This is a genomic window from Pseudoalteromonas rubra, assembly GCF_005887095.1.
Classification (GTDB): domain Bacteria; phylum Pseudomonadota; class Gammaproteobacteria; order Enterobacterales; family Alteromonadaceae; genus Pseudoalteromonas; species Pseudoalteromonas rubra_E.
The window spans coordinates 114210-138315 of sequence record NZ_PNCI01000037.1; the positions used below are offsets into that span (position 1 = coordinate 114210).

The window sequence follows — 24106 nt, forward strand, 5'->3', positions numbered from 1 at the left end:
AACAGCATAGTTACTTCGAAGGATTTACATATGTCATTTTGTCAAAACTGGGATCAACTGTACCGCAGCAATCAGCACATGTCCGTATGGCCGTGGAGCGAAGTCGTCAGTGGTGCACTACGCAATACCCGTCTGCGCGACGGCGATCCGTCGTTCACCATACTGGAAGTGGGCTGTGGTGCGGGCGCGAATTTCCCCTTTTTCTTGAGCTATTGTCCAAACGTCTATGGCATTGATGGTAGTGATTTTATTATCGGTGAACTGAAAAAACGATTCACTGATATTGCCGATAACTTACATGTGGGCGACTTTACACAGCCCTGGCCCTTTAATGCACAATTCGATTTAATCGTCGACCGGGGCGCATCCGTACATAATCCCGCCAGTAGTATTCAGCGCTATCTGGATCAGGCGTACGCTCAACTCAAACCCGGCGGTGTAATTCTGATCACTGACTGGTTTAGTACTGAGCATTCTGACTATGACAAAGCGCCAGAATCGGTCGATAAATACACCAAAACCGGCTACACCTGGGGCCCGTTTGCAGGTGTCGGTAATGTTAATTTCTTTGATGCTGACCTTATTCACCAATTGGTATCAAAATTTGAGGTAGTGTCTCTGAGCCATTCTCAGTCCAGTGAATATGGTAGTGACGGCGTCCATGCGGCGTGGAGTATGGTACTGAAAAAGCCAGCCCATGAAGAATAAGTTTAGCCTAGAACGCTGTGAGCTGGACCCGAACTGGGACAGCTTCATTGCCACATCTCTCCATGGTACCCCGTTTGTTCATAGCCAGTTTATTGCACAACTGGGTGTGAAGTATCACGCCTACTATTGCTGTAAAGGCAGAGAAAAAATTGCCGCGGTGCTGCTGATAGTAGACGAAAGCGAAACCCAGGTCATCGGTCACCATGATGTGATCCATGATGGCATAGCGCATCGCAATATCAGTCATCTTAATCGTGCCCAGGGCCATTCCGAATTATTCGCCGCACAAGAATATATTGCTGAGTATCTCGCTGAGCATTACACTCAAGTGCAACTCAAGTTACACCCCGCCATTAAGGATATTCGTGCATTTTTGTGGGTCAATTATCATAACGATGGACCCAAATATGCTGTAACCCCGCGTTATACCTCCATACTTGAGCTGGACGAGTTTGCCGCACCACTGGATACACTAGAACGCTCTGACAACTATAACAACAGCTCGGTGTCGAGACGTCAGGAGATCCGCTACGGTATTAAAAAAGAGGTTACCCTCAGAGAATCGCAAGACTTCGCTTTGTTTGCACAGTACTACGGAATGACCATGGCACGCCAGGGAATTGAAATTAGTACCGCGCAATTGGATACGCTTGCATCAAGAGTCAAAAGCCTGGCACAGCAGGGGCTGCTTTGCATGTATCAGGCACAAACTCGCGACCAGCAAATCGGCAGTTTTGCGACCTACTTGATGCATCAGGACACGGCTTATTATTTTTACGGCGCAAACCACCCAGATATGCGTGACAGCCATACTGGTACAGCTGTGCTTTGGCAGGCTTTCCCTTTGCTCGCACAAAAAGGCATATCACGATTAGATTTAGAGGGGATCAACAGCCCTCAGAGAGGTTGGTTCAAACTGAGTTTTGGTGGCAATGTTGAGCCATATTTTCATGTTCGGCTGGCAAAGACCGACGCTTAAATCGCGTCGGTTGCCTGTATAATCGACTCGTAAGCCTCGATCAACACCTCAGCCTGACGCCAGCACTTTCCACTGAACCGACCTGATACGATGACATTGTCAACACAGTTTGACAATGTCTCGTAGTTTTGCTGATTAACGGCCTGAAACTCTGTGGTAGGTACCGGAAACGTGTTGTTAATCACCTGAGTCTCTCCACTGACACACTTTGCCTGTGGGTCAACTATCCCCATCGACACAAGCTGCTCGATGATCTCCGACTGTGTAAAGGATTCAATCTCGTCGGGATTACACAAGATCTCAGCGGATAAGTGATTATGATTACATTGCCCGGTTAAATTTGGATACAAGGTCAAACGAAAAATCGCACTGCTCGGATCCCAGACCCAGAGATAATGGGACTGCATATCAAGCAAAGGTCTGTCAAAGTTAAGATGAAAAATAAGCGCTGTGCGCAAGGTCACCTGGCCTCTGGCTGGCGTCAGACCCATCGCAGCTAAGGCAATAAAAGGTGGCGCACTCCAGAAAAGAAAATCGCAGTCAAGTACACGTTCACTGTTAGCCAAAACCAGGCTAGTCACTTTTTTATCATGATGCGCTATGGTTGCCACACGCTCTGAGGTGATTATTTCAACCCCGGCGCGCTCAACACGCTTTTGCAGTTGAGTTACCCAATAGCCAATGCCCTCTCCCGTCGTTGGGTAGTAGTAAGTCACCTCGCTGAGGTTATCCTGTGCTTTGCGCTGCTGAAAATCGGCTTCCCGCTGATAACCCAGCTTGGCATCAAAGGCCGGTAGCTGCTTAAGGGTGGCTGTTACATCAGCAGGCAATGCCAGAATACGGGTAAAACCAAATAATCCCGCAGCCATGGTCAATGTCTTAAGTGGCGCATCCTGCCCATATAACTTACGTAATATTGGCACCACGATACTTTCTGTGAAGACGACACCTAGAGAATTGGCACAATAGTCATAGATTAGATTAGATTCTGGTAGCTCAGTGTGATTGATCAGTTCACCGCACCCTTGCTGATAGATATCTTGTGGTAACTTAGACGCGTCCGGAAATGGGCTGTTCAAGTCCCAGCTGCCACCGAAGTAGTTGCCTGAGCATAGCCTGGCAATTTTATGCCAACTGCTTGTATCCGCATCTGCGAATAATATCTCGTCCAACTCTGCCACACCGGTGGCGTTGGGTATATGTGAGCCCATATCATAAGCGGCACCTGAACTATCTTTGACCGAGCAAAATAAGCCACCAACCGTATCGGCTTGCTCGATCAGCACCACATTAGTAAAGCGTTGCTTTAACAGCAAAGCCGCCACCATGCCACAAATGCCACCGCCAACAACAACCGCCTGAGTATTAGCCATAACTACGCCTCCAACTGTTCCTCTGGTGACAACATTTTCAACAACCCATGTGCCTCCAGCTTATTGATTGCACCTGCAAATTCCATGACAGATTGATTGTACTTTTCTGCAATGTCTATGGTGTCATGCAGGCCATCACTGTAACACAGCAACATCTTAATGTGGTTGAGCTCGTCGAGCTGACGGGTCCGCTCTTCACTGAAAAAACTCAGCGTTGGATACAAACCTCTATTACCCAGGTTAGGTTCACCATAAGGATGGGTGTTTTCAAACCGCGCACTTTGTTCAAACGCCAAGAAAATTTTTTCGAGCTTATCAATACTATCCAGCAATGGTTTGATGCCCATATAGTCTTTGTTATCCAGTGATGTGTGATATTCCTTGTAGCCAGTATGAAAACTGCGGCTCACACAACATACGGGGAACTGAAAGCCGGGCGCATTGTACTGGCGTTCATCAGAGCCACTGAGCGGACTAAATGGGATATTACTATGGCCATGACCTTGCTCACTCAGGTGATACAGCAATTTGTCTAGTAGCCCGTTGTCATTGCGGCTATGTTTAAATACCAGTTCCTGTGGGTCTCCCCCTAAACAGTTCAATACCAAACCTGACACCAAATTTTGGCGAAAATGGTCCTGCATCAGGTGTAGCACACCCAGACTCCCTATCGTTTCAGGGTGAAGCATAAAACGGTAGGTATAGCGACGGTTCGGCCACTGTTTGATCCTGTGATACAAACCCAGTAACACCAGCGGCCCACTGAGTTCATTGTTGGCCATTGAAGGGTGACATAAATAAGAACTGAGCAGAACTTCCTGCTTTGACTGACCATCAAGCACTGCTTGCGCAATATCCAGGTGCCCATCGACAAAGCGGCTCTTAATCACCGCGCGATATTGGCCCGGCTTAAGCTGTTCACGACGTGACTGACTGAGGCAAAAACCCCAGCGTTTTTTATAATAGCTGGTCACATAAGGCACCGCCTCGGGCAGCTCAGGTAAACTGTACAAATGCGCCTGCAACTCTTCCAAAGACAGAGTGATGTCAACCGATTCGGAGTAATTAACGACCTCGAGATTAAGTCGGCGCATGTCCGCCACTCGTTCACCATCTGGCCCTAACAGATATGCCTCATCACAGTGCCACTCCTGTGGAACCTGCCAGTCAAACAAAGCTGTGCCCGATGGAATTGCAAGCCGTTCCAGAGGCATATAGCGTTCGAAAATGTCGTAGCTTTTTCTTAGCCCGGGTCCGGTGATCGATCTCAGGATTGGAAACAGCTCATCATAAAGGTCGCTATAAAAGGATTCTGTTTCTTGATATGGCACTATCACTACTCCCGCCCCAGGTCACACTTTTCAGTGTAATGCTCACAAAAATGTGCATATATTTCTTTGATATAGCTCATCCACAGCTGATTTAAACGCTGGTATTGCTCAAGACAAAATGCCTCATCCTCGTAGGTATACAAAAGTGTAATCAAGGGACAGTGATAATACAGCAGTGAGCCTTTCAGTACATGGAACAGATGTCCCCATTTAGAGTCTCGGTAAGCAAACACATATCGTGCCTGACGTCTCAGCTGATCCGCGGCTTCCTGTCGGGTGTGTATTGGCTCAGATGCGATGGAACAAATGTGATCCACCAGCTCTTTCAAGCCATCGAGTGCTATTACTTCATCGCTGACGTCATCCAGCGGAAACACATCAAAGCACTCAGATTTGATGGCTTCAACCGTGGCATGAATATCAAACTGTTCCTCAATATCAAGCAGATCCTCTGCTTTTACAGGCAGCGCTTTTGCTATTTTCGCACCGCTGCCTACATTCAGACACGTGTCTACATCATAGTATCTGAGTAGTTTTTCAAGCTGGGCATGGGCAATCATAAATAGGTCATTGGATACTACGAGCCCGCCGAAGTTAGCTGGTAGAGTATGGCCGGTAATATCAAGATGACCGTATCCCTTGGATTCATCATCCTCGTTTCGTGGACGATAAATACTGTCTTTACTATGGTGTGCGCCATGTGGATCTTTGCCATTATCGATCCCAAATAAATATACATTGCGAAATCCAAGGTAAAGCGCGAATGACAATGCGGTGTTCGCAACAACAGGGTTACTGTATGGGATTTTTGGCAAGGTTTGTGACATATGACATAGTGCCAATATGTCCATCATAGATGTACCCGCCTCAGCCCCTTTTGCAGCAATCCCCGCCCATTTATATCTGTGGTTAGTATCTGGGTATAATGTACTAAGGCCAATCAAGTTGGTGTTTTGGTATACCTCAGGCGGAACAATGTCACCAAAGATCTTGTAATTTGAATAAGGTCTCTCTACCAGCGCATGAAAGTCAACTGGGATACCCTTCTTATGCAAGGTTGCAATTGAGGTACCCGCTGCAATCACAATGGCTTTTTTATGGTTACGCTTTATAAACGCTTCGGCTTCATCTAAAGAGGGGCCGTTGCCAATGATAAAAACGGGCGTGTCTTTATTTACGCTCGATGTACTTCTCGTCAGCCAGGCTGCCTTGTTTCTGACATGATGAATACTATGCGCCAACCCTGTCACAGCATCATTATAAAAACCGTGCCCAAACTGGAATCTGAAATAGTCTTTCGCCCATTGCTGGATCAACGTATTTAATTGGGCGCCGGGTGTGTGCTGATAACAAAAACTGCGTACCACCGCAAAAGCGCCCACATCTTCAGCCACCTTTTCGATGTCCTGAATGAATAAGCTATGATCTACACCTAAGTGAAAGAACAGACAACCACCTTGCTCATCTATATCAGCAATCACTTTAAACCAGTCGGTACAAAACAGACTGGCAAAGAACTGTTCAAAATCAGGTTCAATCAAGAAAATGTAATCGAACTGAGTACGCTCGAGTAATAACGGAATGTGGTAACCCAAGCCAATGCCAAAAATAACAGCGCTTGGAAAGTGTTCAGGTATTTTGCTGAGCGGTGCTTGTCCCTGCTCGCGGATGTCGATCATCAGGTTGGTTAACTCTGTCATATAGCGCACATGCAAACGCTCATCTTCCTGGTTTTGACCATACCCGGTATAATCTGTCAGACTCATAACAGGCTGACTGAGTTGTCGCTCAACCTGCTCTGCAGTTTGCTCTATTGGCGATTGAGAATAAATAGGTGCACTGCTGCCCTGAGGAGCAAAATTACCATGCCCAGATGTGGTCACATGAAGGCAGAAGTCTTCACGTACGCTATGGTTGGTAATTGCCTTGGCAATGTCCGGATAATATTGTTCGAAACTCTGTAGATTTTTACTGAAACGCTCGTTAGCCTCTTTTGCGAATTCCGCTTCCCGGGCCTGATGAGCCGTTGTTTCAGAGAGTTTTTCACTGAGCGACTCTAGTTGTTGTGATAAAGGATCTTTGTTCATACATCAGCCAATGTCGTATTAAGTATTTTTATACGCTTTGATCTTTTTTTGATTACCGACAAACTGCGACAGTTCTTTTGCAACTGACGTTCTGTTTAGGTGTAATTGGGTGGTTAATTCTTGGATATGATGGTAGATGTTAGCAGCAGAGCGCTGACACTGCTCCGATTCTGCCAGTACCTCTCGGGTCAATGTAGCGCGGATCTGCGTATCTGCTTGCTTGAAGAGACGTTGCGCCTCTTCCAGTTCACCAGCCTGACAAGCAACATCTAACTCATTCAGGGTTGCTTCTATTTGCGCAAAATCAACCGACATTAGCGTCAGCGCCATTGGCAGTCAATGTCTGCTGACGCACATCAACAGGGATTGCGTCCCAGGCTGATTTAATTTCCTTTAACAGGTTTGATACTTCGTCAACGATCGCCGGATCATTCTGAATACTGGCATCCAGCAGCCGATCTATCATGTAAGAATACAATGCATATAGATTCTCGGTCACTTCACCACCCACTTCAAAATCCAGGCAACCGCGAAGCGCTTCCAAAATCGCAGAGGCTTTAGAGATATGCTCTGCCTTTGCTTCGAGATGACGTTTTTCAATAGATACCTTGGCAAGTACCATCTTCTCGACTGCGCCAGCCATTAGCATTTGAATAATTTCGTAACGATCCGCACCTGCCACTCGGGTTTTCAGTGCTTCTTTTTGGTAATTTTTAACTCTTGCGTTATACATAATGGCTCCTTACTTAGACTTGGTGAACCCTGGCAAATTCGCGAGCTGAGCACCCAGATAAGACTGGGTTTGCTGCATCTGGGCAATCAAAACATCTAGCCCTGCATACTGCTTTCTCAACCGTTCTTCCAAAGACGCCATTCGAAATTCATGATTCTCAACATCGTCTTCTAGATCACTGATCTGACCATTGAGGCCATCTTCACGATCTTTAATCAAACCACTCGAACTCGCATAATTATCAAGCAAGGTCTCAAGTTGTTTCGCGACTCCATTATCTCCTGCAAACGCTGTGCCAATATCATCGAAGTTACTGTCCATAGCATCATTCAAACTACGAACCAGAGACGACTTTTCTAAGTACCCGTCATTGTCAACCCCCAGACCAATATCAAAGATCGTTTCAAATGGTCCTGCATTAGTTAAGTTGGTCGACAGGGTGGTGATAAGTTGGTCGCTCAAGGTACGCATTGACGAATCACCATTTAAAGGCTTGCCTATCCGCGTCTGGAAACCAATGTTACCAACTAGATTGTTATAATTCGAAATAAACTCATCAATCAACGTGTTCACTGATTCTCTGTCATAGTCCACATTCAAGCTTGCAGTATCATAACCATCGGTGTCGTTCCCTTCGCTTTTCGCCAGTGCTTTGATGGTCATGTCCTGCACAGCATCTTTAAAGGTATTGGTATCGCTTTGTATTTCAAGACCATCTACAGTGATGATCGAATTACGCGCTGCATCGTCCGCAGCAATAGTCATTCCACCAGTTGTACCTATCGAGACTTTATCTAGCTCTGCATTGTCATTGGTTACGGTCAGGTCGTTACCTGACCCGCTCACGTTAGATGTCAATATCAACTTTGACCCTGCTGCGGTACCGGTGTTTACTATGTTGGCTGTCACACCAAAGTTTGTATCTGACGCATTAATCGCATCTCGCAATTCACCAAGCGTCATGCCAGCTGTCACATCCAATGTAAAGCTATTATCTACTCCGGCGCCGAAGGTTAACGTGCCTCCTGTGGCACTCACGACATCATCTATTGACGTATAGGCGCCATCTGCCGAGACAGCCCGACTGCCCTGTGCCAATTGTTTGACGGCTATATCAAAATTACCGACTGAAATGTCTGACGTGGGCGTCACACTAATAATGTCGCCAGATGTAGGTTGTGTAATGTTGGCAACCCTTTTACCGAAGTTATCAGGGTCGGCCAGCTTTTTAACTGTATCGTTGAGTTTGGAGATAGCAGACTTAACCTCGCCCAAGGCAGAGAGTTCTACTTTCAAAGACTCTTCTTTCTTGACGAAGGCCTGCATTTTGGGAATATTCTCAGCATCAACCGATGCTTTGATTATACTCTCCAAGTCCAGACCTGAGCCGACGCCTGCAGACGTTATAAGTGGCATTTGCTACCTCCAATTCACTTTCATTTATGCTGTCCTGTCAAACAGCAAACCTTTTCCTGATACTTTATCGGCAAATTCTTCCAAAGCCTTAGCGACTTCACGAAATTCCTCTGAGGGGATCTCTCTGATCACTTCATCACTGCCTTTGTCGATGACTCTGATGAATGGCGGATTGCCTTTATCATCAAATTCAAACGACAAATTGGTTGCGGTGACCGGTATAAAGTCATTCAGCTTCGCCAGATCAGATTTAACCTGGGCGAACAATTTTTCCTGTGCATCAGGGTCAGCTTCTTCCTTTTGCTTATCCTGAGTACGGACCGCAGGATTATCAACCAACTTGGTTAACTTCTCTACAGCCCGCAGCGTCTCTGCGTTTTCCTCAGGCTTAATTTGACCAGGAGTGAGCACCGCATTATTAGAGCCAAGCCCTAATGTTGCCTGAATCTCTTTCACAATACACCTCCATTCACTAGTCTAACTATAAGTATACGCCAAGTTTCGCGATTTCTCATGCTTACTTGACGTTACACTATTATTAGCCTAAGAGCGACAGGGCGACCTGAGGACGCTGGTTAGCCTGACTCAGGATTGAACTACTTGCCTGTTGCAGGATCTGCATCTTAGTCAAACTTGCTGTTTCAGCCGCAAAGTCAGTGTCCTGGATACGAGAACGTGCAGCGGTCAGGTTTTCCGCAACATTTGACTGGTTACGAATGGTAGACTGGAACCGGTTTTGTACCGCACCCAGCTCCGCACGCTTTTTATCCACAACCGCAATAAGCTGATCCATACCGGCAAGTACCGCCTGTGCATTGGCTTGCGAAGACACTGAAATACCCGCCTCAGTAAATACATCTGAGAACACTTTTGCATCCGCCTCAGTACCTATATTGGTACTAATGGTTTCTGTGGTGGTACTCAGTGCTACCCCAGTTACACCACTGGCCACACCCGCAATACCAGACAAGGTAAAGCCACCGTTGGCTTGCAGGTCATTAGCCGTGCTGGCAACATTCTGCATACTAAAACCGATGGTTTGTACCGCATCGGCACCTACCTGAAAGTTCGCATCGTATGTACCGTCTAGCAGGTTTTGCCCACCAAAGGTAGTGTCTGCTGCGACTCGGTTTACTTCCTCAGAAAGTGAACGAATTTCTTCTTGCAGTGCCAGTCTGTCTTCATCGGTGTTTGAGCCGTTAGATGCCTGTTGCGCAAGCGTTCTGATCCGTTGGAACATTTGAGTGGTTTCGTCCAGCGCACCTTCTGCAGTTTGCGCCAGTGAGATACCGTCGTTCGCGTTTCGGATACCTTGATTCAGACCGTTGATCTGTCCGTTAAGACGGTTGGTGATTTGCATACCTGCAGCATCATCTTTTGCGCTGTTAATGCGCAAACCCGACGACAAGCGTTGGAAAGAGGTATCTAACGCACCTGAGGATTTGTTTAATTGCCGCTGTGCGTTCAATGAACTCACGTTGGTGTTTACATATAAAGCCATAATAGCCTCCGCTTTATCAATATAACTCGCTGAGACGGGATACCCCTACCCTGCCAGCAGCGATGATTTAGAGTCCTAGATTTATAGTTCTCTAAATCCGCTATCGACTGATAAAGCGAAAGCTTTAGCCTTATTTGCAAATTATTTTAATTTTTTTGTGTTATTAACCCTGTAGCAGACTCAGAGCGGCCTGTGGACGCTGATTTGCCTGGCCTAGAATAGTCTGGCTGGCCTGTTGTAGGATCTGGTTTTTAGTCAGTTTAGCGGTTTCCATTGCAAAGTCCGCATCTTTGATCCGAGATTTTGCTGCAGACAGGTTTTCTGAAACATTCGCCTGATTTCGAATCGTCGACTGGAATCGGTTTTGGACCGCACCCAGTTCAGCACGTTTTTTATCGACCACCGCAATCAAAGCATCCATCCCCGCCATGACCGCCTGTGCATTTGCCTGTGAAGACACAGAAATACCTGAGGCAGTATATACGTTAGAGAACACTTTGGCATCCGCCTCAGTTCCGATATTTGTACTGATGGTTGCTGTTGTCGCACTCAGAGCTGCACCCGACACACCACTGGCAACCCCTGCCACACCAGATAGGGTAAAACCGCCATTATCAGTCATAGAGTTAGTGGTGGCACCCACATACTGCATGCTAAACCCGATAGTTTGTACCGCGTCAGCACCCACCTGGAAGTTAGCTGAATACGAACCATCCAATAAGTTTTGACCACCAAACGTGGTATCGCTGGCAACCCGGTTTACTTCTGCTGCTAGCTGGCGAATTTCTTCCTGAATTGCCAAACGGTCTTCATCAGTGTTCGAGCCGTTGGCCGCTTGCTGTGACAAAGTTCGGATACGCTGGAACATAGAGGTAATCTCATCCATTGCACCTTCAGCAGTTTGAGCAAGAGAAATACCATCATTGGCATTCCGGTTACCCTGGTTTAAACCTAAGATCTGCGACTGTAGTCGGTCCGAGATTTGCAGACCCGCAGCATCATCTGCCGCACTGTTGATCCTTAAACCTGAAGACAAGCGTTTGAAGGACGTATCCAGCTCAACACCGGAGTTTTGTAGTTGTCGTTGCGCATTAATGGAACTGACATTGGTATTTACAAATAAAGCCATGATTCACTCTCTCTATACAAATGCTCAGCATTGAGCTGTTCATTGGTGTACAAGGAGGCAATTGTTATCACTGGCCGGGGCTCAGTGAAGGGGCAATCCAATGCCGCTTGTACAAACTTAATTTCTTCTGGAGTGAATAAAGCAAAGGGCGTGCCAAGAAATTTTGACAATGCGTAAACAGCATCTAGAACTCGTTACATTGTGCTCTGAGCTATACTGTTAATAAAGTTGACATCAACGTGATATCAGTAAGGAAGGGCCGTTCAGGTGTTCTAAAAGTGTTACATTGCCAAGCCAAACCGTGTATCTAAGTAAAAAGTATAAAGAAAAAGAGGCCAGACAGCCTCTTTTTTGAAGTTTGAGAGTGGGTGTCAATATTTTTTCATAATATTGGCACGGAAAGTGCTAATATTAACGTGTTCATTGTTTTGATGAACTAAATTGGATTTAAGCTCCTCCGCTTTATCATCCAATTAGGTGCCCTGGCTAATACCCCATCAAGTCTGGGCACCTGTTTTCCTACCTATCTTATCCCAGTAGACTTAGCGCAGCCTGTGGACGCTGGTTAGCCTGACTCAGGATTGTCTGGCTCGCCTGTTGTAGGATCTGCATTTTGGTCAAGCTTGCAGTTTCCTGAGCGAAGTCCGTATCTTTGATACGTGATTTCGCAGCTGACAGGTTCTCAGATACATTCGATTGGTTACGAATCGTAGATTGGAACCGGTTTTGAACCGCACCTAGCTCTGCACGCTTCTTGTCAACTACTGCAATCAGGTTGTCCATACCAGCCAATACTGCCTGCGCGTTTGCCTGAGATGATACTGAGATACCAGTTTCAGTGAACACGTTAGAGAACACCTTCGCATCCGCTTCAGTACCGATGTTTGTACTGATGGTTTCTGTCGTCGTACTCAGTGCAACACCTGTTACGCCACTGGCGATACCCGCAATACCTGACAGTGTAAAACCGCCGTTTGCTTGCATGTCGTTAGCTGTACCGGCAACATTTTGCATACTGAAGCCGATGGTTTGTACTGCATCAGCACCAACCTGGAAGTTTGCAGAGTAAGAACCATCAAGCAGGTTTTGGCCACCAAAGGTTGTATCTGCTGCTACCCGGTTCACCTCTGATGATAGTGAGCGGATTTCTTCCTGAATTGCCAAACGGTCTTCATCTGTGTTTGAGCCGTTTGATGCTTGCTGTGCCAGAGTACGAATACGCTGGAACATTGAGGTAACTTCGTCCATCGCGCCTTCAGCTGTCTGAGCTAGCGAGATACCGTCGTTGGCGTTACGGTTACCCTGATTTAAGCCGTTGATTTGTGAAGTCAAACGGTCTGAAATTTGTAGACCTGCTGCATCGTCAGCAGCGCTGTTGATACGGAAGCCCGATGATAAACGCTTGAAGGAAACATCAAGCGCATTGCCTGAATTGTTTAATTGTCTTTGAGCATTCAATGAACTTACGTTAGTATTTACATAAAGTGCCATGGTGATTCTCCCACTGTAATCTGAGTGCTTACTCTTCGAGTGCTTACTCTGTAAGTGCCCACTCTCAAACTTCTAAAACTTACTCTCTAAGCCTTCAAGGTTTGTTTTCACTCTCCGGCTTGGTTACTTAAGTTATCGGGCGGCAGATAAAATACTTTAGAGAAATTTATAAAAAATTATTAAGGCGTTGATTTAAAATGAAATTAACTTATTAAAGTCGTTTAAAGTGGGAAATAAATTGCCGCCTGTGGTTCTAAGGATAAATCTCAAACCCAAAAGTAAAAGGCATAGAAGTTATAGGGTTAGAATGTAAACTGATAAAAAAGGAAAGAAAAGTTGACTTTCGAGGTGTATCTCGAAAGCCACTAAAATGTAGGACTACCTGATATAGTCAAGTAAAGAAAGGTTGGAAAGCCGGCCAAAGGTAGCCTGAGAGGCCTGCAAAGCAGTTTCATGCTTAGTCAAATCGGTGATGGCTTCTGCCATATCCAGTTCAACCAGCTCGGCTTTTGCAATCTTGTTATTAATATCTAAGTCTGCGTTGGCATCGGTAATACGTGTTGCTGTATTAAGCCTGCCACCTAAACCTGACTGTGTCTGCGAAACCCGATTTTTGGCATTATCTATTCCTATCATGGAATCGGCCAGTACCTGGCGGTAGTCTTTTTCACTGAGTGTAGTGTCATTCAGTGCTGCGACCAGATCATCCAGCATATTTAGCACGTTATCTTTTTCTGGCGCTTCGAGGTCAAAGTCGATTTGTGCAGGCGCACTCCCCGTGAAGCTAAACTCCATTCCCGCCACCTCAATGTGGTTTTCTTCATAACTGCCAGTTGCCAATACTGTTGCACCTTGCTGCAAAGTATAGGTATTAGGCGTACCTGCAGTAAGTACCAGACTAAAGGTATTCGAGCCGGCAGGTGCCGTCGGATCAGGATTGTAATTCGCTTTGTGAAACTCATCAAAAGGACCTTGTTTGGTCACATATACATCGGAACTCACCACACTGCCTGAGACAGTTGCTGTATTAGATGCAACATTTAACCGGGTCTGCACACTTTCGAATACATCGAAGCCATTATCACTGGACTTAATTTCAACCCCTTCAGCAACCTTGATCTTATGCTGACCTTGATCTCCATTGTATTGATAACGCTGTTGCGTACTGTTATACGAATAGGCTTCAGTATTATCCTGATAGCCAGAGAAAATATATCGACCATCTTCTGTTTTTGCATTCATCAGGTCATGCACTGCCGTTTGGATTGCACTCAACTCTTCTGAAAGCGAAGCCCGGTCTACATCTACCAAGGAGCCATTACCAGCCTGAACCGTGAGAGTCAAAGCCCGCGTTAACGAATCTTTGATATTGTCCAGTACACCCTCTTGAGTATCCAACCGACCTTTAAGCATGGTCAGGTTTTTTGTGTACTGCTCGTTGGTCTGGATCCTATCTGTATATAATAAAGCTCGCGCCATCGCAGATGGATCATCGGAGGCTGTCAATACGCGCTTTTGGGTATTGACCTGCTGCATCGCTTTATTCACATCTTGCTGACTATCGAGTATGGAGTTCAGATTGTTCTGATACATCATATTTTGAGATAAACGCATAATTACCTCGCCGCACTTAATAAGGTGTCAAACACAGTTCTTGCCGCGCTCAATACTTGCGCAGCTGCTGAGTAAGATTGTTGGAAACGTAACAAATTGGCCGCCTCTTCATCCAAGTTTACGCCTGCCATAGACTCGTACCAGGCTTCTGACTGAGCGGCCAGCGCTTCATAAGCCGCACCATTGGTTTTAGCCTGATTGGCCACAACCCCAATTTCTGTCACCAGGCCGGCATAGGCTTCATTGAACGTCTTCAGATTGTCTGCAGTTGCAGTAGTGACTACATTTTGTCTAACCAGCTCCGCGCTTTGCAATTTGCTCAACTCCAGACCATTGCGGTTATCATCGAAACCGCCCGTATTAAATTCAATGGTGTAGGTATCACCTGTCGCAGGTGTGCCCTCTATATTGAAATCGAAACCATAGCTGGCATACGCACCGCCTGCCTGTGCAAGGATGTTTTCAGCTGGCGGTGTAATGGTAAAGGTATTAGTACCATTGCCATCCACAATCTGATATTCGTTGGCATTTGCCGTCTTAGTTAACGTAATGGTGCCATTGGTGAGACTCGGTGGTGCCGCTGTAAAGTTACTGGTCGCGGGGTCCGTGTTAGTTACAGAACCCACTGAAATAGTGGCATTACTGACATTATTTGCCGCAGTCTCTGTACGAATGGGAGAGGCCAGTGCAAGGCTTTCAGGACGGTCTGTTGCCAGCTGCAGATTACCAGCAGTGCCGGAGTTGAGTTTAACTAAAAAACTATCCCCAACATTAGCGGTGCCTGTCAGGTTCATCTGCAGACCAAACATGTCAACGCCCGGCGCTACCGAGTTAGAATCAATTACCCCGGCATTGACAGTGGCGGTGACAGGTGTTCCAAGCACATTGCCTTTACTATCAACCGCCGCTATCTCAACCGTATTTGCAGCCGTGTACGTTACTCTGAAGTCGGAAGAGGGTACCTCGCGACCTTTACCTGGTTCAACAGTTGCCGTTAACTGTGCCGTACTGGTGTTGCTGGCATAGGGATACCCACCGACAGTCGGTAGCTCAAATATATTCCCACCTATATTACCGTCTAAGTCCATCCCCAATTGGTTTTGCTGATTAAAAGCATCCGCCAGTGATAGTCCAATTTGGCCCAGTTGAGTCTGAGCGGGCACCAGAATGTCATCGCGAAAAGCCATCAGCCCGCCGATTTTGCCCCTCAGCGTAGTGTGATCTACTTCAAGTGCGACGGCTGAACCATCTTTGACGTCAAGAGTCAGTGTTTTATGATTGGGATCGGGATCGCCATCCATCGAAAAAAGACTAAAGCTGCCATTCTCCATCACCAGAGACTGTCCTGAACCCAGAAAAACCAATTTCTCACCATTGGCTCCATCTAAGGTCTCTATGTCCACCAGCTCAGCTAAATCTCTGATGGCCTGATCGCGCTGGTTAAGTAATGAACTGCCACTGCCATCACTGTTATTACCATTCAGTGCAGCGACCTGACCATTCATATCGCTGATCTTCTGAATGAGATTATTGGCTTCATCAGAGTAGATAGACAATTGCTCGTTCACGATATTGCTTTGATCGAACACAATACCGGACAACCGATCCATCTGATCGATCAAGTTCTGGGCATCTGTCAAAAACAGAGAGCGCGCAACCGTTGAGGAAGGCAAATTCATCGCCTCCTGCATGTTATTGAACAGGGAGTTAATGCTCTGATTCAGGTTATTTGATTCTTCACCAAATAAGGTATCAACCCGGGTGGCTTCCGTCACAAACTGATCGTAATAGGCCTGACTCGATACATCTCGATTGAGCTGTTTCTGGGCAAACTCATTGAGCAAACGCACTGTTTCACCACGGCCTACCTGATTGTTAATCATAGTAGTATGCTCAGTCCGTTCACGAACATAGCCTTTGGTATTCAGGTTTGCGATATTTTTACTGGTGGTCTGGAGTAATTCAGAGCTGGCCCTGACTCCCGACGTACCAATATTCATAAGATTAAAGGACATCTTAATTTACTCCCTGATGCACTGACGCTGACAACATGGACTGAAACTCTCCTCTGCCCAACACACGTTTAATTTTCTCTGCATAATTTGGATCTGTTGCGTATCCGGCCTGTTGCAGTGCATCCAGATATTGCTCCGGATTGTCTGTCTTATTCAAGGCGTCCTGATACCTGGGATTTGACTGCAGGAAATCGACATAATCATTGATGCTATCTTTGAGCGAATCATAGGCTCTGAAGTTAGCTTGTTTTTTCACTGGCAAACCTTGTTCAAACTCCAGTGTCATTTTACTGGCACTGTCACCCTGCCACCGCTTATCTGCTTTGATGTTAAAAAGGTTGAAGCTGCTTTCTCCATCCTGGCGCGCGATAATGTGCTTACCCCACCCCGTCTCCAGTGCCGCTTGCGCAACCATAACCGCTGGATTAAGCCCAATCTTCTCTGCCGCAGATTTGGCATAGTCCCACAGCTGGCTAACAAAGGACTCAGGATCATCAAAGCGCACTTCACCGCCCGCCTTTTCCTGGACCTCAATTGGCTTATCCTGAGCTGGCTTATTAGTCTCACCATTCGCAATCCGGTCACTCTGTAACTCAGCGCCGATGCGGAGCACCGAACCAGGCATGTACCCTTCGCGATTCGGTGACAATTGCTGCACAATGAGATCAGCAAGACCCAGACTGCCCTCGCTCGAAAGCTGCATAGACATCTGTTGATCATGCATATCACGATAGAATTTGACGCTGCTGGAGTTGAATGGGCTATCTTTGTCTTCCAGCACTTCATTCGCCTTACGCATGCTGGACAACATCATTTGCGTGAAAATAGATTCGAATTGCTGAGCCGCTTTACGCAACGCTTCCTCAGAGGCATCGGCATCACCGGTACTTTTCAGCGCGTCCTGTCTTAACGAGTTTAAATCAGTTAAGTCATAGAAACTTTGGTTGCGAGTCGGATCAGTATTCATTGCTCAAAATCACATCAATATACATAGTCAATTACAATGCAATTATTGAGCCAATAAAAAAGCCCCGTAAAACGGGGCTAACTGTTTGATTATAAAAGAAGCATCAAATGACGACTAATTGACCATGTATTGCGCCAGCTTCTTTTAGCGCTTCCAGTATCGCCATCAAATCGCCAGGCGCAGCGCCGACTGCGTTGATAGCTCGCACCAAATCATCCAGGCTTGAACCGGGGTCAAACACGAAGGCACGAGAATCATCTTGGTCAACATCGACAATGCTTTGACGCGTAACAACCGTTTCTCCCTCAGACAAAGGCTGTGGCTGAGATACGTTCACCTGCTCTGCAATGGTCACGGTCAAGCCGCCATGAGTGATTGCCGCTGGCTGTAGTTTCACTTCTTTACCGATGACGATAGTACCGGTACGCGAGTTAACGATAATCTTGGCTGAGGTATCTGCCGGGGTGAACTCTAAATTCTCCAGGGTCGATAAATAAGCAACACGCTGTGATGGATCGCGCGGTGCTATAACACGTACAGATGCCGCATCCATAGCCTGCGCACTTTGCGGACCAACCAGGTCATTAATGGTATCCGCCAGGCGTTTCGCTGTGGTGAAATCTGGACGGTTAAGGTTAAAAGTGATGTGGTCGCCCTGGGTAAACGGACTTCTGACTGCACGCTCAACGGTGCCACCATTTGGAATTCGTCCTACTGTCGGCGTATTGATGACCACGCGGCTCCCGTCTAACCCTTCTGCGCCAAGTCCGCCTACAATCATACTGCCCTGAGCAATGGCATAGACATTACCATCAACCCCTTTAAGAAAAGTCTGTAACAGCGTTCCACCGCGTAAACTCCCTGCACTACCTATGGAAGACACGGTAACGTCAATTGTTTGACCAGGCTTTACAAACGCCGGTAACTCAGCATGGACGGCAACCGCCGCGACATTTTTAATTTTTGGTTTGAGATTGGCAGGCATGGTTATACCAAAGCTATTCAGCATGCCTTTAAAGCTTTGTTCGGTAAAGCGTGTTTGTTCGCCTGTTCCCGGCAAACCCACGACCAGACCATAGCCAACTAACTGGTTTGAACGTACGCCCTCAACCATAGTCACATCTTTGATCCGCTCTGCATGTACAAACTGGCTTGCAACAAGCGACACGGCCAGAACAAGCATGTTGAATAATCTCATCGTCTTTTACCTCAAAATGGCATGATGGCGCTCATGAAGAACTTAGTAAGCCAGCCAGCACTTTGTACTTCCTGGGTATCACCTTTACCTGAATATTGAATACGCGCGTTGGCGATGCGATTCGACTCTACCGTATTATCAGCATTCACATCTTGCGGCCTGACCAGGCCTTCAAGGCGTATGAATTCCTCACCTGTATTTAGAGTCAGCCACTTTTCGCCTCGGATCACTAAGTTACCATTGGGTAAAACTCGCATCACATTGACAGAAATATTACCAATCAGACTATTTGACTGGTTAGCCTGCGCGTCACCCTGAAAGGATGAGTTTGAGCCAGCATCTAACTGGATACTTTTGCTTCCCCAGTTGACTGCTGCGCCTCCTAACCCCAATATAGGGTCGATATCGACTTCGCTGTCTTTATCCAACTTGGAGTTCGCGGCTTTTGACGCCTGAGTTGATTCTCGCAACACCACCGTGATGATATCTCCGGTGCGAAGTGCCTTTTTATCCGAGTACAGATCGTTGGCATAAGCATTGAACAGTGAACCTGTTGGTACGACTGGCGCCGCTTCAGCTTCTGGATACATGGGGGCGTAGTAAGGATCGTCCCGCTTAACATCTTTATTCTGCGTTGTTGTACAACCACTCAGTGCTATACAGCCTGCCGCTATCAGGCCAAGTGTACGTAACTTGTCCATACTACCCCCAATCAATTAAAGCTGTTGATTAATGTAACTAAGCATCTCATCGACCGACTTGATCACTTTAGAGTTCATTTCGTAAACTCGCTGTGTTTCTATCAGGTTGACCAGTTCTTCAGTTACATTAACGTTCGATGTTTCCAGTGCTCCCTGCACAATTGAGCCAAGACCTTCAACGCCTGGGTTGCCTTGTACCGGCGCACCACTAACCGCCGTTTCGGTGTAAAGGTTTTGGCCAATCGGCTCAAGGCCAGACGGATTAATGAAATCGCTAATCACTAGCTGGCCAATAACTGTATTAGCCGCTTCCCCCTGAATACTGACAGACACTTCCCCATCCTGAGAGATGGTGATGGAATTGGCATTATCCGGCACATTCATTTCCGGCTGTAGCGGGAAGCCTGCACCAGAAGTCACGATACGACCTTCTTCATCGGTGGTGAACTGGCCATTACGCGTGTATGCGATTGTGCCGTCTGGCATCTGAATTTCAAAGAATCCCGGTCCCTGTACCATCCAGTCCAGTGAGTTCTCTGTGCTCAGCATATTACCTTGCGAAAAGTTCTTCTGGTTGGCAACCACCTTAGCACCGGCACCTAGCATCAAACCTGATGGCAGTTCCGTATCCTGAGAGGAGCGCCCACCAGGTTGGTTAATATTCTGATAGAGTAAGTCTTCAAATATCGCGCGACTCTTTTTGTAGCCAACCGTGCTAGCATTCGCCAGGTTATTTGAAATAACTGATATATCAGTCTGCTGGGCATCTAAGCCGGTTTTACTGATCCATAATGCTGGGTTCATAATCTTTACCTCACTCTCTTAAACGATACGCAGGAGCGAAGTGTGTCGCTCATCAATTTCTTCCGCTGTTTTCATCAGTTTCATCTGCATTTCAAACTGGCGCTGAAGGTTTACCATGTCCACCATCTCGTGAACTGGGTTTACATTAGACATTTCCAGATAGCCACTCATAACTTTGGCGGTAGGGGAAATTTCACAAAATCCACACACCCCATCTTCCAGTAGCTCTTCTTTTGGTCTGAACAAACCGTCATTACCTTTTTCAAGTTTGCTATTGTCTGCGCTAATAATCTTCAATCGGTCGACCACTTCCAAAAAGTTGGCCGGCGCTCCCTGGGGCCTGACCTGAATGGAACCATCGTCACTGAACACCACCTTTTCTACCGGTAAAGGTAAAATGATGGGACCACCTTCGCCAATAATTTGACGACCATGGCTGGTGACCAATGCACCATCAGCGGTGATGTTCAACGTGCCAACTTTGGTATAAGCTTCTTCACCCGCGGCATCCACTACACTAATCCAGGACTTTTCATCAACCGCAATATCAAGATCACGTCCCGTTTCAGTGATAGCCCCGCCCGTCATCATGGTCCCCGGACGCTCCTGCATAGCAAATACGCGGGTAGGCAGCCCTTCACCAAAAGCCTGCATAGAGCGGGCCTGTGCAAAGTCAGCCTTAAATCCGGTGGTATTGGCGTTGGCCAGGTTGTTCGCTTTAAGCCCGACACCAACAAGATTTTGTTTGGCACCCGACATAGCGACATACAGCATTTTATCCATGGGAACGACCTAAAATTGTTCAATCTATACTGAATAAAGCAATATAGATGCCAAGATGATCGTCAAGAAAATGAAAAGGCCGCATTGAGCGGCCTTGAGAGGTGATGAAAGTGATTATCGGATCTGCAGAATGTTCTGCTGAAGTGTTGAGTTCACTTCCAGAGCCCGAGAGTTTGCCTGGAAGTTTCGCTGTGCACTGATAAGGTCAACCAACTCGTTCGTCAGGTTTACATTAGACTGCTCTAGCGCTGACGAGTTGATTGTCCCCAACGTACCTGAACCAGGTTCACCCGCGATAGGTTCACCTGATGTTAAACTCTTTTTCCATCCAGTGTTACCTACCTGCTGCAAGCCTTGCGAGTTTGAGAAGCGAACCATTGCAACCTGGCCCAGATAAGTAGAGTCACCATTACTGTAAGATGCCACTATTTTACCATCGGAACCAATATCAATACCTGCAAGTCGACCTGTTGTAGCGCCATCTTGCTCAAGTGCTTTTACTTCAAAGCGGCTTGCGAACTGTGTCGGTGGCTTAGTATTTGCCTCATCACGCCAGTTCATCTGGATATTGCTCGGAAAAGTTGCACCATTGGTCAATAATGTTGACAAACCAGCGCCTGCACCCGCAGGAATGTTAAACGGGTCAAAAGTTGGGCCAGAGACTGGCACGCCTGGATCACCGGTTGAGGCAGGGTTACCATTAGAATCAAATTCAAACTCGGTAATTGGTCCAGCTACACTGCCGTCACCCGCAGGGCCGACTAACTGCCCACCCAGTGTTGCATAAACCTGCCACTGGTTTGGGTTTGTCGCTGGATCTTCTTTAACAAAGTACATCTGGAGTGTATGCGGCTCACCTAAGCTGTCATAAATCGTGGTAGACGTTGAGCTGTTGTATGAAGCACTTACTGTTGGATCAAACGCCAATGTAGGCGATGTCACTCTTGAATCCAGATTAAATGAGGTGTAAACGTTTGTTGTTGCACGAGGAGAACCCGATGCATCTGGGATCTGTAATGCAGCAGATGTACTCAAGCTGACCGATGTTGTATCGCCTGTGCTTGGGTCAACAGGGAAACCTTGCAGGAAGTTGCCCTGAGCATCAACAATAAAGTTATCTTTGTTAAGCTTAAATGCACCTGCACGACTGTAAGTAAAGTCTTGAGAACCCAGCTCTTCACTCATTGCGAAGTAGCCCTCACCCGTAATCGCCAGATCCAGCGAGTTCTGAGTAAAGTTCAGAGATCCCTGGTGAAACTGCTGTGCAACCATAGTGGTTTGCACACCATCACCATTTTTTGTCTTACCAGCACTGAATACCGAAGATGCATAGACGGATGCGAACTCAGCACGTGATTCCTTAAAGCCCGTCGTATTAACGTTGGCAATGTTGTTAGCTGTCGTATCCAGATCTTTCTGAGCCGCAGCTAAACCTGTTAATGCAATATTGAAACTCATACTCTCACCTCTTGCGATTAAGGTTAAATCTTTTAATTAGGCCAATTCTGCGACGTCAGTCAGTCGCACGGCACCTGCTTTAGTATTAATAACGATGCCGCTAGCACCATTGACATTGACGCTTTCTATGTTTCTGAAAGTCGCCGTAGGTAAGGCTGTAAACTTACCATTTACGGAGCCTTCAGCCTTGATTGTGTAATCACCAGGCGGAAGCATCTCGCCCTCTTTGTTTTTACCATCCCATTCGAACCGCACTGCACCAGGTTGCTGATCTTTCATATCAATGGTTCTGACTAGCTCATTTTTGTCATTGAGAACGCTGACCGTCAGCTTTTCCACCGGCTCTGTCACAATGATCGATCCTCGTGCTTGCATATCTGGCCCGTGCTCAATTGTGTCCGACTCCAGCAACGCCTTCTTGCCAATCAAGGTAGACGCCTGCAACGCGGAGTTAGAAGTCATGGAATCAGCCAATGATTCGAACTTTGAGTTCAGGTCCGAAATTCCCTCGGCCATTGTAAAGTTCGTCATCTGCGCAATCATCTGGTCATTGTCCGCAGGTTTGCTCGGATCCTGATAAGACAGTTGCTGAGTCAATAACGCAAAGAAATCCTCTTGCTTCAACTCATCATTCTTTTCTGCTGGCACCTGTCTATCTGGCCAACGCAATGAATCGACATAGGTCGAGGTTGCTGAATTGACGTCGTTACTCATTGGCTATACTCCCACTTAGCGCTGACCAAGTTGCAAAGTTTTACTAAGCATCTGCTTAGCGGCATCCGCGACCTGAACATTCGTTTGGTACGAACGCGATGCAGAGATCATATTTGTCATCTCTTCAACCACATTCACATTCGGTTTATAGATGTACCCGTCTTTGTCAGCACTCGGATGATTTGGGTTGTATTCGACCTGAAGTGGTTTGTCACTTTCAACAATACCCAATACTTTCACACCAACCGAGGACCCCATCGTATTAGGATGAGCGGCTGCTGCTTTATTCAACTCAGCAGCAAACACTGGGTGCCTGGCTCTGTAAACCTTATCCTGACTTGAGCTAATGCTATTTGCATTGGAGATATTACTGGCGGTCGTATTCAAACGGACATTCTGAGCGCTCATGCCTGAGCCCGCTATATCAAAAACATTATATAAACTCATGATTACCCACCTTGACCACTAAGGGCTTTCTTTAGCCCTTTAAATTTACCAGATAAAAAACTCAAACTAGCTTGGTACTCTAATGCATTTTGTACATACAAGTTTCGTTCCACTTGTATATCCACAGAGTTACCATCACCTGTATCTGCTTGATTTGGCGTACGATATTGTTCAATACCATTATTTAGTTGAGTTCCACCACTGAGGTGTTTCTCATTGGTTCTTACCATCTTATTGCCGCTTAGCTGTGCCGATTTTGCCGCTTTAAAAGCCTGACCAAAGTCGATATCCTTCGCTTTGTATCCAGGAGTATCCGCGTTGGCTATATTGCTTGCCAAAATTTCGGCACGCTGAGACCGGATCAGCATAGTGTGGGGATGAACCCCCAATGCTTTATCAAAACTAATTGCCATAACCCGACTCCAAAAATTTGACTTAGTGGGATAAAAGCAAGAATAAGGCCAATATTTTGGTGGCGGAAAATTGCCGCTTTGCCGACAAGGCTACAATCAGGTTACGGAGGATTCGACGTCTAAAAGCTAAGCTATCGACTGCTGAGATCACCTAATACAAAACAGACTAAAGATCCCAGAAAGAAAGTACGCATGCTCGCGTTGGCTCATTTCTTTGAAGGTAAATCTCGCTATCAGATTGCTG

The 24106-nt window shown here is 46.6% G+C and carries 23 protein-coding genes; 2 read left to right on the forward strand and 21 right to left on the reverse strand.

The window, feature by feature from the left end:
• The first annotated feature begins 30 nt into the window (after positions 1 to 30).
• Both CWB99_RS16410 and CWB99_RS16415 read left to right on the forward strand, forming a co-directional pair.
• Positions 31 to 708, forward strand: a complete 678-nt coding sequence (locus CWB99_RS16410) for a class I SAM-dependent methyltransferase (RefSeq protein ID WP_138549987.1) — start codon at positions 31 to 33, stop codon at positions 706 to 708.
• Positions 698 to 1687: a GNAT family N-acetyltransferase gene (locus tag CWB99_RS16415; RefSeq protein ID WP_138549986.1), complete on the forward strand. Its 990-nt coding sequence runs from the start codon at positions 698 to 700 to the stop codon at positions 1685 to 1687. Before CWB99_RS16410 ends, CWB99_RS16415 begins: the two co-directional genes overlap by 11 nt.
• Here CWB99_RS16415 and CWB99_RS16420 read toward each other — a convergent pair.
• From CWB99_RS16420 to flgB, 21 genes are all read right to left on the reverse strand, one after another.
• Entirely contained in the window at positions 1684 to 3060 is a 1377-nt protein-coding gene (locus CWB99_RS16420; protein WP_138549985.1) for an NAD(P)-binding protein, read from the reverse strand. The genes CWB99_RS16415 and CWB99_RS16420 overlap by 4 nt on opposite strands.
• A 2-nt stretch (positions 3061 to 3062) precedes the next feature.
• Entirely contained in the window at positions 3063 to 4391 is a 1329-nt protein-coding gene (locus tag CWB99_RS16425; RefSeq protein WP_138549984.1) for a DUF4910 domain-containing protein, read from the reverse strand.
• 5 nt (positions 4392 to 4396) lie between these two features.
• Entirely contained in the window at positions 4397 to 6478 is a 2082-nt protein-coding gene (locus CWB99_RS16430; RefSeq protein ID WP_138549983.1) for a motility associated factor glycosyltransferase family protein, read from the reverse strand.
• A gap of 18 nt (positions 6479 to 6496) precedes the next feature.
• The gene (locus CWB99_RS16435; protein WP_138549982.1) at positions 6497 to 6793 is read right to left on the reverse strand and encodes a hypothetical protein; all 297 of its coding nucleotides are present in this window, start codon (positions 6791 to 6793) and stop codon (positions 6497 to 6499) included.
• A complete protein-coding gene (gene fliS, locus CWB99_RS16440) occupies positions 6783 to 7211 on the reverse strand; it encodes a flagellar export chaperone FliS (protein WP_054015578.1) in 429 nt (142 codons plus the stop codon). The genes CWB99_RS16435 and fliS overlap by 11 nt, the downstream gene beginning before the upstream one ends.
• 9 nt (positions 7212 to 7220) lie before the next feature.
• Positions 7221 to 8627: a flagellar filament capping protein FliD gene (gene fliD / locus CWB99_RS16445; RefSeq protein ID WP_138549981.1), complete on the reverse strand. Its 1407-nt coding sequence runs from the start codon at positions 8625 to 8627 to the stop codon at positions 7221 to 7223.
• A 24-nt stretch (positions 8628 to 8651) separates the two neighbouring features.
• Positions 8652 to 9083 (reverse strand): flagellar protein FlaG, encoded by a 432-nt coding sequence (locus CWB99_RS16450; protein WP_138549980.1) that lies wholly within the window; start codon positions 9081 to 9083, stop codon positions 8652 to 8654.
• Positions 9084 to 9165: 82 nt separating this feature from the next.
• On the reverse strand, positions 9166 to 10128 hold the full coding sequence (locus CWB99_RS16455) for a flagellin (protein WP_138549979.1): 963 nt from the start codon (positions 10126 to 10128) through the stop codon (positions 9166 to 9168).
• Positions 10129 to 10291: 163 nt separating this feature from the next.
• The gene (locus CWB99_RS16460; RefSeq protein WP_138549978.1) at positions 10292 to 11257 is read right to left on the reverse strand and encodes a flagellin; all 966 of its coding nucleotides are present in this window, start codon (positions 11255 to 11257) and stop codon (positions 10292 to 10294) included.
• A 528-nt stretch (positions 11258 to 11785) separates the two neighbouring features.
• Positions 11786 to 12748: a flagellin gene (locus tag CWB99_RS16465; RefSeq protein WP_138549977.1), complete on the reverse strand. Its 963-nt coding sequence runs from the start codon at positions 12746 to 12748 to the stop codon at positions 11786 to 11788.
• 378 nt (positions 12749 to 13126) lie between these two features.
• The gene (flgL, locus tag CWB99_RS16470; protein ID WP_138549976.1) at positions 13127 to 14362 is read right to left on the reverse strand and encodes a flagellar hook-associated protein FlgL; all 1236 of its coding nucleotides are present in this window, start codon (positions 14360 to 14362) and stop codon (positions 13127 to 13129) included.
• Between the two features lie 2 nt (positions 14363 to 14364).
• Complete coding sequence (gene flgK / locus CWB99_RS16475; RefSeq protein ID WP_138549975.1) at positions 14365 to 16377, reverse strand: flagellar hook-associated protein FlgK; 2013 nt, start codon at positions 16375 to 16377, stop codon at positions 14365 to 14367.
• Between the two features lies 1 nt (position 16378).
• Entirely contained in the window at positions 16379 to 17344 is a 966-nt protein-coding gene (gene flgJ, locus CWB99_RS16480; RefSeq protein WP_138549974.1) for a flagellar assembly peptidoglycan hydrolase FlgJ, read from the reverse strand.
• A gap of 103 nt (positions 17345 to 17447) precedes the next feature.
• Entirely contained in the window at positions 17448 to 18542 is a 1095-nt protein-coding gene (locus CWB99_RS16485; RefSeq protein WP_138549973.1) for a flagellar basal body P-ring protein FlgI, read from the reverse strand.
• A gap of 11 nt (positions 18543 to 18553) precedes the next feature.
• Entirely contained in the window at positions 18554 to 19243 is a 690-nt protein-coding gene (gene flgH / locus CWB99_RS16490) for a flagellar basal body L-ring protein FlgH (RefSeq protein ID WP_138546204.1), read from the reverse strand.
• 15 nt (positions 19244 to 19258) lie between these two features.
• Positions 19259 to 20047, reverse strand: a complete 789-nt coding sequence (flgG, locus tag CWB99_RS16495; protein ID WP_138546203.1) for a flagellar basal-body rod protein FlgG — start codon at positions 20045 to 20047, stop codon at positions 19259 to 19261.
• An 18-nt stretch (positions 20048 to 20065) separates the two neighbouring features.
• Positions 20066 to 20830, reverse strand: a complete 765-nt coding sequence (locus CWB99_RS16500; protein ID WP_138546202.1) for a flagellar basal body rod protein FlgF — start codon at positions 20828 to 20830, stop codon at positions 20066 to 20068.
• Positions 20831 to 20944: 114 nt separating this feature from the next.
• Positions 20945 to 22288: a flagellar hook protein FlgE gene (gene flgE / locus CWB99_RS16505; RefSeq protein ID WP_054015566.1), complete on the reverse strand. Its 1344-nt coding sequence runs from the start codon at positions 22286 to 22288 to the stop codon at positions 20945 to 20947.
• 36 nt (positions 22289 to 22324) lie between these two features.
• On the reverse strand, positions 22325 to 23002 hold the full coding sequence (locus CWB99_RS16510; protein WP_138549972.1) for a flagellar hook assembly protein FlgD: 678 nt from the start codon (positions 23000 to 23002) through the stop codon (positions 22325 to 22327).
• A 15-nt stretch (positions 23003 to 23017) separates the two neighbouring features.
• Entirely contained in the window at positions 23018 to 23449 is a 432-nt protein-coding gene (flgC, locus tag CWB99_RS16515) for a flagellar basal body rod protein FlgC (RefSeq protein ID WP_054015564.1), read from the reverse strand.
• A gap of 2 nt (positions 23450 to 23451) precedes the next feature.
• Positions 23452 to 23862 (reverse strand): flagellar basal body rod protein FlgB, encoded by a 411-nt coding sequence (flgB, locus tag CWB99_RS16520; RefSeq protein ID WP_125720705.1) that lies wholly within the window; start codon positions 23860 to 23862, stop codon positions 23452 to 23454.
• Positions 23863 to 24106: the final 244 nt, after the last annotated feature.

Coding starts and splice junctions, on each gene's coding strand:
- CWB99_RS16410 (WP_138549987.1), top strand. CDS start 31: ATGTCATTTTGTCAAAACTGGGATCAACTGTACCGCAGCAATCAGCAC.
- CWB99_RS16415 (WP_138549986.1), top strand. CDS start 698: ATGAAGAATAAGTTTAGCCTAGAACGCTGTGAGCTGGACCCGAACTGG.
- CWB99_RS16420 (WP_138549985.1), bottom strand. CDS start 3,060: ATGGCTAATACTCAGGCGGTTGTTGTTGGCGGTGGCATTTGTGGCATG.
- CWB99_RS16430 (WP_138549983.1), bottom strand. CDS start 6,478: ATGAACAAAGATCCTTTATCACAACAACTAGAGTCGCTCAGTGAAAAA.
- CWB99_RS16435 (WP_138549982.1), bottom strand. CDS start 6,793: ATGTCGGTTGATTTTGCGCAAATAGAAGCAACCCTGAATGAGTTAGAT.
- fliS (WP_054015578.1), bottom strand. CDS start 7,211: ATGTATAACGCAAGAGTTAAAAATTACCAAAAAGAAGCACTGAAAACC.
- fliD (WP_138549981.1), bottom strand. CDS start 8,627: ATGCCACTTATAACGTCTGCAGGCGTCGGCTCAGGTCTGGACTTGGAG.
- CWB99_RS16455 (WP_138549979.1), bottom strand. CDS start 10,128: ATGGCTTTATATGTAAACACCAACGTGAGTTCATTGAACGCACAGCGG.
- CWB99_RS16460 (WP_138549978.1), bottom strand. CDS start 11,257: ATGGCTTTATTTGTAAATACCAATGTCAGTTCCATTAATGCGCAACGA.
- CWB99_RS16465 (WP_138549977.1), bottom strand. CDS start 12,748: ATGGCACTTTATGTAAATACTAACGTAAGTTCATTGAATGCTCAAAGA.
- flgL (WP_138549976.1), bottom strand. CDS start 14,362: ATGCGTTTATCTCAAAATATGATGTATCAGAACAATCTGAACTCCATA.
- flgK (WP_138549975.1), bottom strand. CDS start 16,377: ATGTCCTTTAATCTTATGAATATTGGTACGTCGGGAGTCAGGGCCAGC.
- flgJ (WP_138549974.1), bottom strand. CDS start 17,344: ATGAATACTGATCCGACTCGCAACCAAAGTTTCTATGACTTAACTGAT.
- CWB99_RS16485 (WP_138549973.1), bottom strand. CDS start 18,542: ATGAGATTATTCAACATGCTTGTTCTGGCCGTGTCGCTTGTTGCAAGC.
- flgH (WP_138546204.1), bottom strand. CDS start 19,243: ATGGACAAGTTACGTACACTTGGCCTGATAGCGGCAGGCTGTATAGCA.
- flgG (WP_138546203.1), bottom strand. CDS start 20,047: ATGAACCCAGCATTATGGATCAGTAAAACCGGCTTAGATGCCCAGCAG.
- CWB99_RS16500 (WP_138546202.1), bottom strand. CDS start 20,830: ATGGATAAAATGCTGTATGTCGCTATGTCGGGTGCCAAACAAAATCTT.
- flgE (WP_054015566.1), bottom strand. CDS start 22,288: ATGAGTTTCAATATTGCATTAACAGGTTTAGCTGCGGCTCAGAAAGAT.
- CWB99_RS16510 (WP_138549972.1), bottom strand. CDS start 23,002: ATGAGTAACGACGTCAATTCAGCAACCTCGACCTATGTCGATTCATTG.
- flgC (WP_054015564.1), bottom strand. CDS start 23,449: ATGAGTTTATATAATGTTTTTGATATAGCGGGCTCAGGCATGAGCGCT.
- flgB (WP_125720705.1), bottom strand. CDS start 23,862: ATGGCAATTAGTTTTGATAAAGCATTGGGGGTTCATCCCCACACTATG.